The sequence below is a fragment of the Streptomyces sp. NPDC048297 genome (genome assembly GCF_043201585.1).
Lineage (GTDB): Bacteria > Actinomycetota > Actinomycetes > Streptomycetales > Streptomycetaceae > Streptomyces.
In genome coordinates, this window is the sequence record NZ_JBICZA010000013.1 from 61346 (window position 1) to 75873 (window position 14528).

Below are 14528 nucleotides of genomic sequence, written 5' to 3' on the forward strand. Positions count from 1 at the left end.
TACGGTTTGCCGGAGGGCCGCACGCCTACGGTTTACCGGCCGCGTAGGTCCGTACGCCCAGCAGCTCGGAGATACGATCCGGCGGCACCGGACGGGAGTACAGCCAGCCCTGCCCGGTGTCGCAGCCGATGCGGCGCAGCCGCGAGGCCTGCGCCGAGGTCTCCACGCACTCGGCGGTGACCGTGAGGCCGAGCCGGTGGGCCAGCTGGATCATCGCCTCCACGATCACCTCGTCGGCCGGATTGGGCGGCGCGCCCGTGGCCGCCGCCGTCTCCTCGTACTGGAAGCCGCGCACGAAGGAACCGTCCAGCTTCAGGACCTTCACCGGCAGCCGGCTCAGATACGCCAGGTTCGAGTAGCCGGTGCCGAAGTCGTCGATGGCGATCCGCACACCCATGTCGCTGAGCGCCTGAAGGGCCTGCAGCGGGCGGCCCGCCGAGCCCATCACGGCCGACTCGGTCAGCTCCAGTTGCAGCAGGTGCGGGGCGAGCCCGGTCTCGGCCAGGGTCTCCGCCACGTCCGCCACCAGGTCGGAGTCCCACACCTGCCGTACGGCCACGTTCACGCTGACGAAGATCGGCGGCTCGCCGGGGTGGTCCAGCTGCCAGCGGCGGGCCTGCCGGCAGGCGGTCACCAGCGCCCAGCGGCCGAGCTGGACGATCGAACCGTCCTCCTCCGCCAGTCCGATGAACCGATTCGGCGTCAGCGTGCCGAACTGAGGATGATTCCAGCGGATCAACGCCTCGACCCCGCTCAGCCGGCCGTCCTCCATGCCCACCAACGGCTGGTACTCCAGGGCGAACTCACCGCGCTCGATCGCGGGGCGCAGGGTGGAGGAGAGGGCCTGGCGGGTCATCAGATGCGCGTTGCGTTCCGGGTCGAACAGGGTCCAGCGGGCCTTGCCGTCCGCCTTCGCCCAGTACAGCGTCGTATCAGCCGCCTGCATCAGACCGGTGGCGGTGGTACCGGCCGCGTGCCGCTCCACCACCCCGATGGACGCGGTCAGCGACAGCCGCTGCCCGGCCAGGTCGAAGGGCGGCTCCAGGGCCCGCAGCGCGGACTGGGCGAGATCGGCGACCTGTTCGGTGCCGGTGGAGTCCTCCACGAGCAGCGCGAACTCGTCACCGCCGAGGCGGGCCACCAAAGGAGTGACGGCACGGGCGTACCCCGCCTCGTCGGCCACCCGGGTGAGACGCTCGGCGACGGCGGCCAGCAGCCGGTCGCCGACGCGGTGGCCGAGGGTGTCGTTGACGGCCTTGAATCCGTCGAGGTCCAGATAGCACAGGCCGATCCGTCCGGTGCCGCTGCGCTCGTACGCGTCGGCCTCCAGTGCGGCCGACAGGCGTTCGAAGAACAGGGTGCGGTTGGGCAGCCGGGTCACCGGGTCGTGCATCTGCAAGTGCCGCAGCCGCGCCTGGAGTTCACGCCGGGCGCTGATGTCGGCGACCGACAGCAGGACCCCCGGTTCGCCCTCCGCCAACGGGGCGACGGTGACCTGCGCCCACAGGGAGTTCCCGTCGGGGTGCTTGAGCCGGCGGGCGCAGCGCAGCTTCGCCTGCCGGCCCCGCAGCACCTCCCGGTAGGCGTGCCAGGTACGGGCGTCCGAGGCCAGGTCGACCAGGTCGGCGGCGACCCGGCCGGTCAGCGCCTCGACGCCGATGCCGAGCAGTTCCCCGAAGGCCGGGTTGGCGCTGACGACCAGCCCCTCGCGGTCCACGACGGCCATGGCGAGCGGGGCGGCCGTGAAGACACGGCGATAGGTGGATTGATCACTGTCTGTGACGGCTGACCGGTCGAGGTCTGCCGCGGGCGTCGGCCCTTCGGACGTTCCGCTCACCGCTCGCTCCCGCAGTGCACTCGATCTCTGTCCGTGCCGGAAAGTGTGCCGATCATAGAGGCTGGTTCTTGGCCCTTCCAGCCACTCACCAGTGTCCCCGACCGGCCCGTGGTTATGACAGATCGTTTCTGCCCACACGTGGACGGGTTCGTAGGGCCTCCGACCAGTTGTGACGTTCCGTGAGTGGCCCGGGGTGTCGTCCGCCGATGCGCGCCGGCACACGGACGGCCGTACTCACCCTTCTGGTCCGGCGAAACAGTGCAAACCTCCTCAAATAGTCACAGTCTGGATGTGGTGTCCCGCGAACCGCATCCGGAGGTCCTTCCCGTGCTCAAGCTGCGCAGCACCGCCGCCGTGGCCACCACGATGTCGGCGCTCGCCGCCACCTCGATCCTCTCCGGCCCGTCGGTCGCCGAGCCCTTCTCGACGACTCCGTGCGCGCTGCACCGCACCGATGCCCACCACTCGGAGGGCGTCGACAGCTGGAACCCCGCCTACACCCGCCCCCTCGGCACGCTCGACGCCGTCATGATCTTCCTGTCGTTCCCGGACGCCACCCCGCGCACCACCCCGGCCGAGCTGACCGCCGATCACTTCCCGGCCACCAGCCGCTTCTACACGCAGTCCTCCTACGGCAGGTTCACCCTGCGCCCGCACCCGCTGAACCACTGGCTGCGCATGCCGCACCCGTCGTCCTCGTACGCCATGAAGCGGGACTGGAACGTCGCCGACCGCACCAACTACCTGAACGACGCGTTCGCCGTCGCCGACAAGGAGGTCGACTTCTCGCGCTACTCCGTCGTCTACTTCGTCGCCGATCCGGACGCGCCCGGGGTGGACTCCGACGCGACGAAGGTCGTCAACCTCGACACCCCCGAGCACGTGGACGGCACGGACGTGCGCCGGGTCGTCACGGTCTTCGAGAAACATCCGCCCGACCGGCTGGTTCTCGCCCATGAGACCGGCCATGTCTTCGACCTCCCCGACCTCTACCACCGCCCGGCCGGCGGCAAGGGCGACTGGGACACCTATGTCGGCGACTGGGATCTGATGGGCAGCCAGTTCGGGCTGGCACCGGACCTGTTCGCCTGGCACAAGTGGCGGCTGGGCTGGCTGGATCCGCGCCAGGTGCAGTGCGTCCAGGGAGAGGGGCCGACCCGGCTGACGCTGGAGCCGCTCGCCGCCGGACCGGGGATCCCCGCGCAGGGCGGCGCCGGCGAATCCTCCTTCGGCCTCGGGCACGGCACGAAACTGGCGGTCGTCCGCACCGGCCCGGACAGTGTGCTGGCCTTCGAGGCGCGGGTCGCGGCCGGGAACGACCGGACCGCCTGCCGGCAGGGCATCCTCGTCTACCGGGTCCGCGGCGGCGTCGAGTCCGGCGGCGGTCCCGTCGAGGTGGTGGACGCCCATCCGCACTCCGAGGCCTGCTGGGAGGACTCCGTCTACCCGCCCCTGGCCGACGCCCCGGTCGCGCTGGGGGAGAGCTTCACGGTGCCGGGCGAGGGCGTGAAGGTGGAGGTGGAGGGCCGGACGGCGTCCGGGGCGTGGACGGTGAAGATCACGCCGGGGGTGAGCGGCTGACCGGGCAGACGAAAAGCGGTGGGCCGGTTTCTGTCGAAACCGGCCCACCGCTTTCATTCGCGTGCGCCGCCAGGGACTCGAACCCCGGACCCGCTGATTAAGAGTCAGCTGCTCTAACCAACTGAGCTAGCGGCGCCTGCTGACGTCGTAGACCTTAGCATCCTGATCGGCGGGAGGAAAAATCGATATCCGCACCGCGGCACGGGCCGCCCGCACGGCCGCCCAGAGCATCACCTCGGGGCCGGGCAGCCAGGGGTGGCGGGTGTCGGGGGCGACCAGCCAGCGGGAATCGCCGGGCGCGGGACAGTCGCCGGCGGCGAGCGCCGGGACGGTCACCGCGTCACCGGTGCCGTGACACAGCAGCGGCGGTACGGCCTGGGTGCGGGTGGTGTGGGCGCCTCCCCACTCCTCCCAGGCCAGCAGCGAGGGCAGCCGCTGGGCGGTGCCCGGGGCGGTGAACAGCAGCATCCGGCCCCGGTACATCGCGACGGGCCCCGAGCCCGGCCCGTCGTCCCATAAGCGGTCCAGCATCCGGCGCCCGAAGACGGCCGGGGCGCTCACGATGTCGAAGACGGTGCCGCAGGGCAGGACGACCGGGGCGCCGGGCCGCTCCTCCCACAGGGCGAGCGTGCTGCGCGGATACGTTCCGGCAGAGGCGAGCCAGGAGGCTCCGTCGGCGGTGGCGGACGTGACGTTCGGTGGGCTGCTCATGCCGTCTGCGCTCATGCCATCTACGCTCATGCCGTCAACATCTACCGGTGGTGCGGGTGCGACTCCGCTGAGTTGCGGAAAACCGGGACAGGGGTGGGCGGGCAGGAGTATCTTGCCCGCCTGGCATATGCCGGGTGCGAGGGCCTGCGGCGCTTTGGCGGCTGAGGGAGCGTGGGGCTTCGGGGCTGCAGGGCTTGCGGGGCTGCAGGGCTTGCGGGGCTGTGGGACCTCTTCGGGATCAGGTCCCGGACCGGTCCTGGACCGTCCTGGACCGGGTCCGTCCTAGACCGGGTCGGGCCTGCGGCCCTCCGTGTCCACCCCGCGCATCAGGTCCCGCCCGAACTCGACCATCCGCTTCGCATAGTCCTCGGTCCACTCCGCCCGCTCGGCGATGTCCGCCGGGGTCAGCCGGTCGAACCGGCGCGGGTCGGCGAGCTGGGCCGCCGCCATGGCCTGGAACTCCACGGCACGGTCGGCCGCCGCGCGGAACGCCTGGGTCAGCTCCGTGGCACGCGACAGCAGCATCCGGGGGTCGTCGATCGACTCCAGGTCGAAGAAGTGCTCCGGATCGCCGGCCGCCGCGGCGGGCTCGAAGATCAGGGGCGCGGGGCGAAGCCGCGGTTGGCTCTGACGCGGCGTGGGCTCCGCCATGTCTTCATCTCCTCCTCGTACGGTCCGGTTCCTCATGGGGCCCGGCGGACCCCTCTCAGGTGGGCCACCGTCCATTGTCTCGCGCACGCGCAAGAGGACCTCGGACCGAGGGGAACCTCACAGCCACGGCCGCCAGGTCACCCGGTGTTCGGCGAGGTGGGCGAGGACGGCGTGGTTCGCCTCCCAGCCGTCGGGGCTGTGTTCATCGGCCGCCTCCGGTGGCGTGCCGGACGCCGTCCGGCGGGTGGGGTGTGGCAGTCGGCGTCCGTGGGCCGCGGCGGGGGCGTTGGTCACGGCCGCCAGGTCACCCGGTGTTCGGCGAGGTGGGCGAGGACGGCGTGGTTCGCCTCCCAGCCATCCGGAAACTTCACCAGGGTGCCCAGCTGGACCGGTTCCGTGGACGGGTAGTCGTCCAGCAGGTCGCCGACGCCCGCGCGGCACACCACGATGCAGGCGTGGCGGTGGCGGGAGGCCAGCACGCACAGGCGGCCGGTCTCCAGGTGGAACGCGGTGGCGTCGGGGCGGCCGGAGAGCGGGTGCAGGACGACCGTGACGTCGTACTCGCGGCCCTGCAGGCGGTTCGCGGTGTCGACCGTGACGTCGGTGACGCCGAGGTCCGCGAGCGCCGCGCGGACCGCGGCAGCCTGGTCGCGGTGGGCCGTGCCGACGGCGACGCGGTCGGCGGTGAGGGGGGCGGGACGAGGGGCGGGGGTCTCCCCGGTCCCCCCGGTCTCCCCTGTCGGGCGAAGCCGGGACGGGGGGACTTCGGAGACGGTGGCGCCGCCACGGTCCAGCAGGCGGCGTACGACCGCGGCCACCGCCCGTACCGCCTCGGGGTCCGTGCGCGGGGTGTGCCGGGCGGGCAGTTCCAGCAGGCCCCAGCCGGACTCCGCCGCCTCGTCGATCACCCGGTCCGGACCCGTACCGTCCGACGGGACGGCGAAGGCCAGCCGGCGGTCGCCGTGGCCGGTGCCGCTGCGGAACGGGGTGTATGGGTAGAACGCGTCCGAGACCAGCGGCGCCGCCGAGGCCGGGAGACGCCAGGAGACCGGGAGGCGGTGCTGGGGAAGGCCCGGGTTGTGCGCCAGCAGCGTCGTGACGGCCGAGGCGGAGGGGTCGTACGACAGGCCCGCCCACTGCTCGCTGCCCACGATCGCGAACGGGTCCAGCTGGCCCGGGTCGCCCACGAACAGCGCCCGCTCGAACAGGCCGGCCACGGCCAGCAGGGAGTCCGAGCGCATCTGGTACGCCTCGTCCACGATCGCGTGCCGCCACGGCTCGTCCACCGAGACGTGCGCCCACTTCGCGGCGGTGGAGAGCACGACGGGCAGCCCCTGGAGATCCGCCGCCCTGGCCGCCGTGCGCACCTGCGGCAGGTCGTCCAGCGCCTTGTCGTACGCGTCGGAGTCGCTGCTGTGCAGTCGGCCCACCGGCAGCTCGGGGTTCTTCTCGGCGAGCCGCAGGACCAGGTCGTCCACCTGGGCGTTCGTCTGCGCGACGACCATCAGCGGGCGGCCCGCCTCGGCCATTTCGAGTGCCGCGCGGACCACCAGGGTGGACTTGCCGGCGCCGGGCGGGGAGTCGACCACCACGCCCCGCTCGGTGCCGTGCAGGGTGTCGTGGAGGATCGCGTCCGTGGCACGAGTGGCAGCGGCTGCGGGGTCGAAGTCGACCGTCGTCACAGGACATCCTCCTCGGTCACGGTGTCGGGGGCCTCCGGCGCGGCCTCGCCCGGCGGGCCGCCGTGCGTCCACGGGGTCTCCTCCGGGTCGGGCAGCTTCGCGCCGCCGCGCTGCTCGTGCTCGAAGAGGGTGAAGCACACCACGTCGCCCTTCTCCGGCACCGAACCGGGCTCCGGCTCCTTGCCCCGGCCCATCTTGTCCATGATCCGCAGGACGAGGACGACATCGTCCGGTGAGCCCTCGTGGCCGACGAACTCCGCGGCCTGCGGTCTGCCGCCCAGCGAGCGGTACACCTTCGCCCGCTCCGCCGGCTGCGGCCGGTCCTCGGTGCGGACCGTCACCAGCGGGCGGGGGCTCGGCCGCCTGCCCTCGCTGTACGCCATGACGACCTCGGTCACCTCGCCCGCGAACGCCTCCCCGGACAGCCGCCGTCCCGCCATCACCAGCGGGTCGTCCAGCGCCTCCTGCGCCTCCAGGCGGGCCTGCTCACGCTCGCGCGTGGCCAGCTTGTTCGCCGCCGTCACCGCGTCGTCGCGGCGCGGCTGCGGGGGCTCGCCGGCCACGACCCGGTCCCGGTGACCGGTGAACGACCAGCGGTCCCGGGTCCAGCGCTCCTCGACGTGCGCGCCCTCGGGAAGCGCCCGCAGCAGGTCAAGGCCCCGCCACACCGCGTCCCAGGTGGGCCGGGTGCGGCTCTCGACCAGGGCGCGGATCTCCCGCTCGGCGGCGGTGAGCGCGGCCAGCCGGTCTTCCGCCTCCAGGGCGTCCTCGGCGGCGGCCAGGGCGCCACGCGCGCGGTCGTAGCGCTCGATCGCCGGGGCCAGCAGCTTGTTGTCGAACGCCGGGTCGGTGGCCGGGCCGGCCGGCGGGCACAGCAACTGGCCGCCGGCGTCACGGGCGAGTTCGGCCCGCTGGGCGGCCTCGGCGCCCGTGCTGCCGGCGGGAGGATCGATCCAGGCCAGCAGCGCGCCCAGGTGCTGGTCCTCCAGGCTGGACTGGCCGGTCGCCCAGTGCCGGGACAGCACCTCGGTGAGGGCCAGGAGCAGGGACGAGCCGGGGACCCGGGCGCGCTCCCCGTAGTGGGTCAGCCAGCGGCCCAGCAGCGGCACCCGGGGCGGCGCGGGGTGGGGAGCCTCGGGGTCCTGCTCGGCGGTGCGCCGGAACCGCGTCGAGCGGCCGAGCAGCCGCACATGGTCCAGGCCCGCCCGGCTCGGCACGATCAGCTGGGGCGCGTCCGCGCACAGCTCGACCTCGACCTTGACCCGCTTGCCGGTCTCCGGATCGGTCTCGGTGCGCTCGGCCGCCTCGACGTCCTGCGCGTAGGAGTCGATGTACGGCAGGACGACGTCGGCCAGGTCGGCGAGGAACGCGAACCGCAGGTCGCGGTCGCGGGGCTGCGGTACGACCAGCAGGCGCGGGGCGTCCCGGTCGGTGCCCACCAGCGCGCCCAGCGGCGCACCGGCCTCGCCCGCCGTCGTGAGCGGCACGAACACCAGCGGGCGCCCGGAGAGCCGGCGGTGCCGGACGGTCGCGGCGGGCTGCGCGCGGCCGGTGCTGACGGCTTCGAGCCGGGCGAGCGTGGCGATCAGGGACACGGGGCCTCCTGCGCGGTGCCGGCGGACGCGGGGCGGGTGCGCGTAGCCGTACGGGGGGCTGCCGGGGTGGTTGTTGTCGGGGTGGCTGCCAGGGTGGTCGTCGGGGTGGCTGTCGGCGTGGTCGTCGGGGCGCTTGTCCGGGTGGGGGCCGCGGTCACGGGCACGGGGTCACCTCCGCCGTGAGCGTGCCGGTGTGCCGGGTGCCGTCCGGGCCGGCAGAGCCGTCGGAGCCGTCGGAGTCGTCCGGGCGGGAGCTGTCCGAGCAGCCGTCCCGGCGGGACTGCGCGGGCAGGACCGCGTGCGCCAGTGCCTCGCCGCGCAGGGTCGCCGCGCGGCGCAGTGCGGCGACCGTCGGGTCGTCCGGGTCGCCGGTCTCGCCCCGGGCCGCGGCGAGGACGTCCTCGACCGTGGTCAGGCCGCCCAGCTCGGCCCGCAGCGGGCGGCCGAGGCGGGTCACGGCGCCGGCCGCGCGGGAGCGTTCCCGGCAGTGGAAGGCCAGTTCACAGGCGGACAGGCACTCCGGCGCGTAGACCGCGGGGACCGCCTCGACGGCCGCCGTCAGCTCCTCGGCGGGCCGGTCGGGCGCGAAGCAGGTGCCCTCGGGCAGGGCGTCGGCGATCTCCTCGACGCGGGTGAGCCGGGCCAGCTGCCGGGCGGTGACCGCGCGCTGCTTGCGCACGTCGACGGCACAGGCCGTGGGCAGGTTGGAGAAGTCCTTCGGGCACACCAGCAGCACCCGGTGCCGCACCCGCGGCGGCGGGTCGAGGCGCCGGGCGACGTCCTCCAGGGCCAGCACGTACACCGCCGCCTGCCGGGCAGCCGCGCCCACCTTCGCCGGGTCCGCCGAGCCGTCCAGCATCGGGAACGACTTGATCTCCACGACCGTCCAGCCGCCGTCCGGGTGCACCACCACCGCGTCCGGCTCCAGGAACGCCGACGAGCCGGCCACGTCGAGCGCCAGCATCGGGTGGTCCAGCAGCGTCCAGCCGCCCGCGCGCACGGCCTCGCGCAGGGCCAGCGCCGTACGCGCCGTGCGCCCCTCGGGGCCCGGTGCGCTCAGGTCGGGCAGGGCGGCCCCGGAGGGCGGCTCGGCGCCCGGGTCCAGCCGGGCGTGCACCAGCCGCAGCAGCTCCGCGCCGCCGTCCGCCTTCACCTTCGCCTCGAACGCGTTGCCCCGGGTCAGCGCGAACTGGGACTGGCCGAAACCGGACGGGGAACCCAGCGCACTCGCCAGCGCCGCCTTGTCCACCCCGGCGCCGTCCAGGATCGCCCGCCTGCGGCACCCCGGGTTCGCCGCGAGCGCCGCGAGGGCACGCGCGTCCAGCGCCTTGGCCGGTACGTCTTGGCCGCGCAGCTCAGCGAGCCGGTGCCGGAGCGTCCTCGCCCGCGTCGCTGGGGGAGACGTCCGGCTCGGCTGCGGCGTCGTGCCGCGACTCGCGCTGCCTGGGAATGTACTCACCCACGGAAGTCTGGCATTCGCCACTGACAATCGGGGAGACAGCGCCGTCCGAGCCCGGTGCGGCCGAGGTGGCGCGCGTGACCAGGCGGGCCCGCAGCAGGTCCGTCGCCCGTGTCACGCGCGGCGCGATCAGCAGCCCGACGCCCATCACGGCCACGCCCGCGGCCGCGTCCAGGAAGTAGTGGTTGGCGGTGCCCATGACGACGATCGCCGTCAGCAGCGGGTACGCGACGCCGAGGACCTTCGTGAGGCGGGTGCCGCCGTGGCGCCACAGCATGACCCCGCACCACAGGGCCCAGCCGACGTGCAGGCTCGGCATCGCCGCGTACTGGTTGGTCATCGCGCCCATGCCGCGCGGGGCGCTGGCCTCGCCGCCCCACCAGCCGTACGAGCTGTAGTGGGCCATCGTGTCCACAAAGCCGTAACCCGGGGAGAGCAGCCGGGGCGGGCAGGTGGGCAGCAGCGTGAAGCCGATCAGACCGATGAACGTGGACGACATCAGCCAGGTGCGGGCCGCCCGGTAGTGCTCGGCACGGGTCCGGAACAGCCAGACGAGGATGATGGGCGTGACCACGTAGTGCAGCGAGGCGTACCAGAAGTCGGCCGGCACACCGAGCCAGGGCTCGCGCGTGAACAGGCGGTTGAGGGGGTGCTCGGCGTTCAGGTGGAAGGCCCGCTCGAAGCGGAGGATCGCCAGGCCGTGGTCGACGGCGGTGGAGACGTCACCGCGCGCGAGGAGGCGGCCGGCCGTGTAGCAGCCGTAGACCAGCAGGATCAGGGGCAGCTCGGTCCACCAGCGCAGCCGGGTTCGCGGGGTCACCTCGGTGCCCGGTGTCTCGGTCTGCGGCATCCGATCGCCCTCCCCCTTCTGCTGCGTGGTGCGCCCCGCGGGCGACCGTGACACTTTACGGTGCCCGTCTTCCGCCCGTACGGGCGCTCCGGCCCTCAAAGACGCCGAGATCGCCCGGCGGGTTGCCCCGGTCGGGGGTGGGCGATGATGGACGCACGGCGCCTGCCCCGTTCCCGGCGCCCCGACACCTCTCTCCAGGAAAGGCCCCTCATGGCACCGCGCATCCTGCTGGCCCGCCACGGACAGACGCAGTGGTCACTGTCCGGCAAGCACACCGGCAGGACCGACATACCGCTCCTGGAGGAGGGCAGGCGCGGGGCCAAGCTGCTCGGCGAGCGCCTGCACCAGGCCCCGCTCGACGGGCTGCCCGGGGTGGAGGTGCGGACCAGCCCGCTGGCACGCGCGCGTGAGACGTGCGAACTGGCCGGGTTCGGTGAGCGGGCGCAGTCCTGGGACACGCTCATGGAGTGGGACTACGGCACCTACGAGGGCATGACCCCCGCCGAGATACACGCCGACCGGCCCGGTTGGCTCATCTGGCGCGACGGCGTCCCCGAGGGCGAGACCCTCGCCGAGGTCACCGCCCGCGCCGACGAGGTCGTCAGCTGGGCCCGCTCCGCCGACCGCGACGTCCTCGTCTTCGCCCACGGCCACATCCTGCGCTCCATCGGCGCACGCTGGCTGGGCCTGCCCCTCGACTTCGCCGCCCGCATCCGCCTCAACCCGACCTCCCTGTCCATCCTGAGCTGGGCCTACGGCATGCCGGCCATCGAATCCTGGAACGACGTGGGCCACCTGTCCTCCTGACCGCCGGGTCCCGCCTGTCCTCCTGACCGCCGGGTCCCACCGAGCCTCGTGACCACCGGGTCCCACCTGTCCTCCTGACCACCGGGCCCACCGACCCACGGTCCCCCGGCCGGCTAGGCCACGGCTAGGCCCGCGCGGCCCTCGGCAGCGACGCATGACGTTCGAGGAAGTCCGACACCCCCGACGCCCGCCGGTGCGGCAACAGCACCCGGGCCGTCCCGGACAGCATCGTCTGGATACGGGAGGACTGCACCTGGGTGAGCAGCTCGATGACGACCAGACCGGCGGCAGCCGCCTCGTCGGGACGACCGTCGCGCGCGAGGTCGTCGGCGAGTTCCGCGGTGTAGAGCGCGATGTTCCGGGAGAAGTGCGGGTCCTGGAGACGCGCGGCGCGCCCGGCGTGCCGCGCGGCCCGGCGCCAGTCGCCCAGCATCGACCAGCACTGCGCCTCCAGCCCCTCCAGTTCGGCCTCCCCGTAGAAGCTCATCCACTCGGGATCGGCCTGCGACGTCCCCCTCTCGAAGAGGGCCTGCGCGCGGGCCAGCGCCTGTTCGCACCCGGTGCGGTCGGCGAGCCCCGCCCAGCCGCCCGCCTCGCGCAGCGCGAGCAGCGACATCAGCCGGGCCGAGCCCAGCGCGTGCGCGACCCGCTGCGCGGCCTGCGCCGCCCGCACCGCTTCCCGTGGCCGGCCCGCGTCGCGTGCGAGGAACGCCGTGTTGCAGAAGGCGTGCGCCTCGACAGCGGCGTCGCCGGTCATCCGGGCGGTCGCCAGCGCCTCCGCGTAGTGCGAGCGCGCATCGTCGAAACGCCCGGAGTCATGGGCCAGCCAGCCCACGGAGATGGCCAGTTCACCGGCGCCCGAGTGCAGGCGCTCGGCGGTCGTCTGCCGCGTCGCGCCCGCGTCCAGAAGCGCGAAGGCGGCGCGCAGCGGCGCCGCCGCGCGCCGGTACAGGCCGTCCGCGCCGTGCCGGTCGTCGAGCAGCCGGATACGGCGCACGGCCTCCTCCAGCGCGGCGGCCTCCGGCGTTCCGGCGCGCCGCGCCGGCCGGGCCGCCGCCGCGGCGTCCGTGGTGAGCATCAGCGGGCCCAGTGCGGCGGCGGCCATCGTGACCCCGCCGCCGGTCATGAATGCGCGACGCAGCACGTCGCTCTCCTCGTGGTTCAGGTGGTCGTTCGTGTGCGGTTCGTCCGGGCCGTACGGGTCCTGCGGGGCCTGCGAGTTCTGCCGGTCACGCGAGTCCTGCGGGTCGTACGGGTCCTGCGGGTCGTGCGGGTCGTACGGGTCCTGCGGGTCCTGCGGGTCGTAGGGACGGTCCGGTGTGTCATACGGCTCGTCCGCACCCCGCGACTCATCGGCGGCGGGCGCCAGGGGCGCGTCCACGGCTGTGCGCGCCCCGCGTCCGCGTACGGACGAGCGCGGCGCGAAGCCGAGGTCGGCGAGCGTGCGACCGGGGAACATGTGCAGGAACACCCGCTCGTACGCGTAGTTCGGGCAGCGGATCTCACCCGCCTCGACCCTGCCGACATAGCGCGCGTCACAGCTCACCCGCTCACCGATCTCGCGTGCGGCACGCCGTACCAGCGCGGCGAACTCGGCCGGTGAGCGCCGGCCGCGCAGCTGCCGGAAGGCGAGATTCGGCCGTGGTGGCCGGTCGGGCTGTGACGCGGTCTCGGTTGACGACGTCATGGCCGGTCCTCTCGTGCGAACCGTCGAACCATGCCGGAACCGGGGTGGAATCGGGCTGAGTTGTCCGTGTGACACCCTGGGTCCGACGGGCAAGAACGTACCTGCTGTGTCGGACCCGCCACGCTGTGTTTAGCCACAAACCGGATATCTCACGCACGATCTGCCATGAACTGCCATCCTTTGCGGCGCACTTGCGCCGTAGCTGTTGACGCGGTCGCGCGTTGTACGTCATGGACTGCAACAGGGCACGTGGTGGAGGCCGGCATGGAGACCAGCCAGAGCAACGATCCTTGTGCCGCGCCATCGTCGTCGCTGACGGCGAAGGACGCGGCATGCGACCTGGTGACGGTGCCGGCCAGGCAGGGCCTGGAGGCGGTCGACATCCTGCGCCGCGGGGCCGGCGAGGCGGTCGGACCGGTGCTGCACGACGACGGCGGCGGCACCCTCGGCTTCCTCGTCCCGGCCGGCACCGCCGACGGCTGGGACGTCCCGGGCAGCACCTGCACCCAGACCGAAGGGCGGGGGCTGAGGCTGAACCCGCAGCCGCCGGTGGAGGGCTCGGACTGGCTCCTGCCGCCCGGTGACGCCGACCTCGCCACCGACCCGGTGGTGCTGCGCCGGGCCCTCGGCGAGGCCGCCCGGCTGATCGAGGCCGCCGACAGCTGCCGCTGAGCCGACCCGCTGAGCCGACCCGCTGGGCGAATCCCGCTGCTGTCGTACGAGCCTTGCCGCCGTCCGCCGGTCGCGCGGCTGGCATCGTACGGCGGGTGTCCTCGCCACCTGCGAGAATGGGCCGGTGGGCAGGTCCAGGAACAACCGGCGCAGGTCGGCCGCCGTCGAAGCCGTCGAGGAAGCGGTCGACGGCGGGCTCGCGCAGCTCATACCCGACCCGGACCGCTCCCGTGCCTGGACGCTCCTGATCGACGGCGCTCCCCAGTCGCACGTCGACCTGGACGACCCCGCGCACCTCTCCTTCGAGTACCAGCGCCGCATCGGCCATGTCATCGACCTCGCCGCCCCGCCCGGCAAGCCGGTGCAGGCCGTGCACCTCGGCGGCGGCGCGCTCACCCTGGCCCGGTACGTCGGCGCCACCCGGCCCCGCTCCACCCAGCAGGTCGTCGAGCGCGACGCGGCCCTCGTCCAACTCGTCCGCCGCGCGCTCCCGTTGGACCCGAACGCCCGGATGCGGGTGCGTGCGGCCGACGCGCGGGAGGGGCTCGCGAAGGCCCCGGACGGCTGGGCCGACCTGGTCGTCGCCGATGTCTTCAGCGGCGCCCGCACCCCCGCCCACCTCACCTCCACCGAGTTCCTGGACGAGGTGCGCCGGGCCCTGAAGCCCACCGGCATCTACGTCGCCAACCTCGCCGACGGGCCGCCGCTCGCGCATCTGCGCGGCCAGATCGCCACCGCCGCCGCCCGGTTCGCCGAACTCGCCCTGATCGCCGACGCGGCCGTCCTGCGCGGCAAGCGCTTCGGCAACGCCATCCTGGTCGCCTCCGACGCCCCGCTGCCCCTCGCCGAACTCACCCGCCGCGCCGCCTCGGACCCGCATCCCGGCCGCGTCGAACACGGCAGGGCGCTCAGCGACTTCGCGGGTGGCGCCACCCCCGTCACGGACTCGGCCGCGGTGGCCTCCCCGGCCCCGCCGCCCTCGGTCTTCCGCTGAGC

Annotated in this window: 13 protein-coding genes and 1 tRNA gene; 4 read left to right on the plus strand and 10 right to left on the minus strand. The window is 73.7% G+C overall.

The window, feature by feature from the left end; translation table 11 throughout:
* Positions 1-25: 25 nt before the first annotated feature.
* Entirely contained in the window at positions 26-1837 is a 1812-nt protein-coding gene (locus ACGFYV_RS16610) for a putative bifunctional diguanylate cyclase/phosphodiesterase (protein WP_393879085.1), read from the minus strand.
* A 366-nt stretch (positions 1838-2203) separates the two neighbouring features.
* Between ACGFYV_RS16610 and ACGFYV_RS16615 the strand changes: the two genes are divergently transcribed.
* Positions 2204-3418: a M6 family metalloprotease domain-containing protein gene (locus tag ACGFYV_RS16615; protein ID WP_393879226.1), complete on the plus strand. Its 1215-nt coding sequence runs from the start codon at positions 2204-2206 to the stop codon at positions 3416-3418.
* A 62-nt stretch (positions 3419-3480) separates the two neighbouring features.
* Here ACGFYV_RS16615 and ACGFYV_RS16620 read toward each other — a convergent pair.
* The 8 genes from ACGFYV_RS16620 to ACGFYV_RS16655 all read right to left on the minus strand — a co-directional run bounded on the left by ACGFYV_RS16620 (position 3481) and on the right by ACGFYV_RS16655 (position 10366).
* Positions 3481-3554 (minus strand) — tRNA-Lys (locus ACGFYV_RS16620).
* On the minus strand, positions 3545-4144 hold the full coding sequence (locus tag ACGFYV_RS16625; RefSeq protein WP_393879086.1) for a bifunctional DNA primase/polymerase: 600 nt from the start codon (positions 4142-4144) through the stop codon (positions 3545-3547). Before ACGFYV_RS16625 ends, ACGFYV_RS16620 begins: the two co-directional genes overlap by 10 nt.
* Before the next feature lie 267 nt (positions 4145-4411).
* Positions 4412-4780 carry a hypothetical protein gene (locus tag ACGFYV_RS16630; protein WP_393879087.1) on the minus strand — a complete coding sequence of 123 codons (369 nt, stop codon included), beginning with the start codon at positions 4778-4780 and terminating at the stop codon, positions 4412-4414.
* Between the two features lie 117 nt (positions 4781-4897).
* Positions 4898-5074 carry a hypothetical protein gene (locus ACGFYV_RS16635; protein WP_393879088.1) on the minus strand — a complete coding sequence of 59 codons (177 nt, stop codon included), beginning with the start codon at positions 5072-5074 and terminating at the stop codon, positions 4898-4900.
* Entirely contained in the window at positions 5071-6462 is a 1392-nt protein-coding gene (locus tag ACGFYV_RS16640) for an AAA family ATPase (protein ID WP_393879089.1), read from the minus strand. The genes ACGFYV_RS16635 and ACGFYV_RS16640 overlap by 4 nt, the downstream gene beginning before the upstream one ends.
* The gene (locus tag ACGFYV_RS16645; RefSeq protein ID WP_393879090.1) at positions 6459-8057 is read right to left on the minus strand and encodes a hypothetical protein; all 1599 of its coding nucleotides are present in this window, start codon (positions 8055-8057) and stop codon (positions 6459-6461) included. The genes ACGFYV_RS16640 and ACGFYV_RS16645 overlap by 4 nt, the downstream gene beginning before the upstream one ends.
* A gap of 154 nt (positions 8058-8211) precedes the next feature.
* Positions 8212-9411, minus strand: coding sequence for a hypothetical protein (locus ACGFYV_RS16650; RefSeq protein WP_393879227.1), 1200 nt, complete (start codon positions 9409-9411; stop codon positions 8212-8214).
* Position 9412: 1 nt separating this feature from the next.
* Positions 9413-10366, minus strand: a complete 954-nt coding sequence (locus ACGFYV_RS16655) for a phosphatase PAP2 family protein (RefSeq protein ID WP_393879091.1) — start codon at positions 10364-10366, stop codon at positions 9413-9415.
* Positions 10367-10576: 210 nt separating this feature from the next.
* On the opposite strand from ACGFYV_RS16655, the gene ACGFYV_RS16660 reads away from it, so the two are divergent.
* Positions 10577-11173, plus strand: coding sequence for a histidine phosphatase family protein (locus ACGFYV_RS16660; RefSeq protein WP_393879092.1), 597 nt, complete (start codon positions 10577-10579; stop codon positions 11171-11173).
* A gap of 124 nt (positions 11174-11297) precedes the next feature.
* Here ACGFYV_RS16660 and ACGFYV_RS16665 read toward each other — a convergent pair whose 3' ends face one another.
* The gene (locus ACGFYV_RS16665) at positions 11298-12860 is read right to left on the minus strand and encodes a hypothetical protein (protein WP_393879093.1); all 1563 of its coding nucleotides are present in this window, start codon (positions 12858-12860) and stop codon (positions 11298-11300) included.
* A 264-nt stretch (positions 12861-13124) separates the two neighbouring features.
* On the opposite strand from ACGFYV_RS16665, the gene ACGFYV_RS16670 reads away from it, so the two are divergent.
* On the plus strand, positions 13125-13532 hold the full coding sequence (locus ACGFYV_RS16670; protein WP_393879094.1) for a hypothetical protein: 408 nt from the start codon (positions 13125-13127) through the stop codon (positions 13530-13532).
* 124 nt (positions 13533-13656) lie between these two features.
* The gene (locus ACGFYV_RS16675; RefSeq protein WP_393879095.1) at positions 13657-14526 is read left to right on the plus strand and encodes a spermidine synthase; all 870 of its coding nucleotides are present in this window, start codon (positions 13657-13659) and stop codon (positions 14524-14526) included.
* Positions 14527-14528 lie beyond the last annotated feature (2 nt).

Coding starts and splice junctions, on each gene's coding strand:
- ACGFYV_RS16615 (WP_393879226.1), top strand. CDS start 2,204: ATGTCGGCGCTCGCCGCCACCTCGATCCTCTCCGGCCCGTCGGTCGCC.
- ACGFYV_RS16625 (WP_393879086.1), bottom strand. CDS start 4,144: ATGAGCGCAGACGGCATGAGCAGCCCACCGAACGTCACGTCCGCCACC.
- ACGFYV_RS16630 (WP_393879087.1), bottom strand. CDS start 4,780: ATGGCGGAGCCCACGCCGCGTCAGAGCCAACCGCGGCTTCGCCCCGCG.
- ACGFYV_RS16655 (WP_393879091.1), bottom strand. CDS start 10,366: ATGCCGCAGACCGAGACACCGGGCACCGAGGTGACCCCGCGAACCCGG.
- ACGFYV_RS16660 (WP_393879092.1), top strand. CDS start 10,577: ATGGCACCGCGCATCCTGCTGGCCCGCCACGGACAGACGCAGTGGTCA.
- ACGFYV_RS16665 (WP_393879093.1), bottom strand. CDS start 12,860: ATGACGTCGTCAACCGAGACCGCGTCACAGCCCGACCGGCCACCACGG.
- ACGFYV_RS16670 (WP_393879094.1), top strand. CDS start 13,125: ATGGAGACCAGCCAGAGCAACGATCCTTGTGCCGCGCCATCGTCGTCG.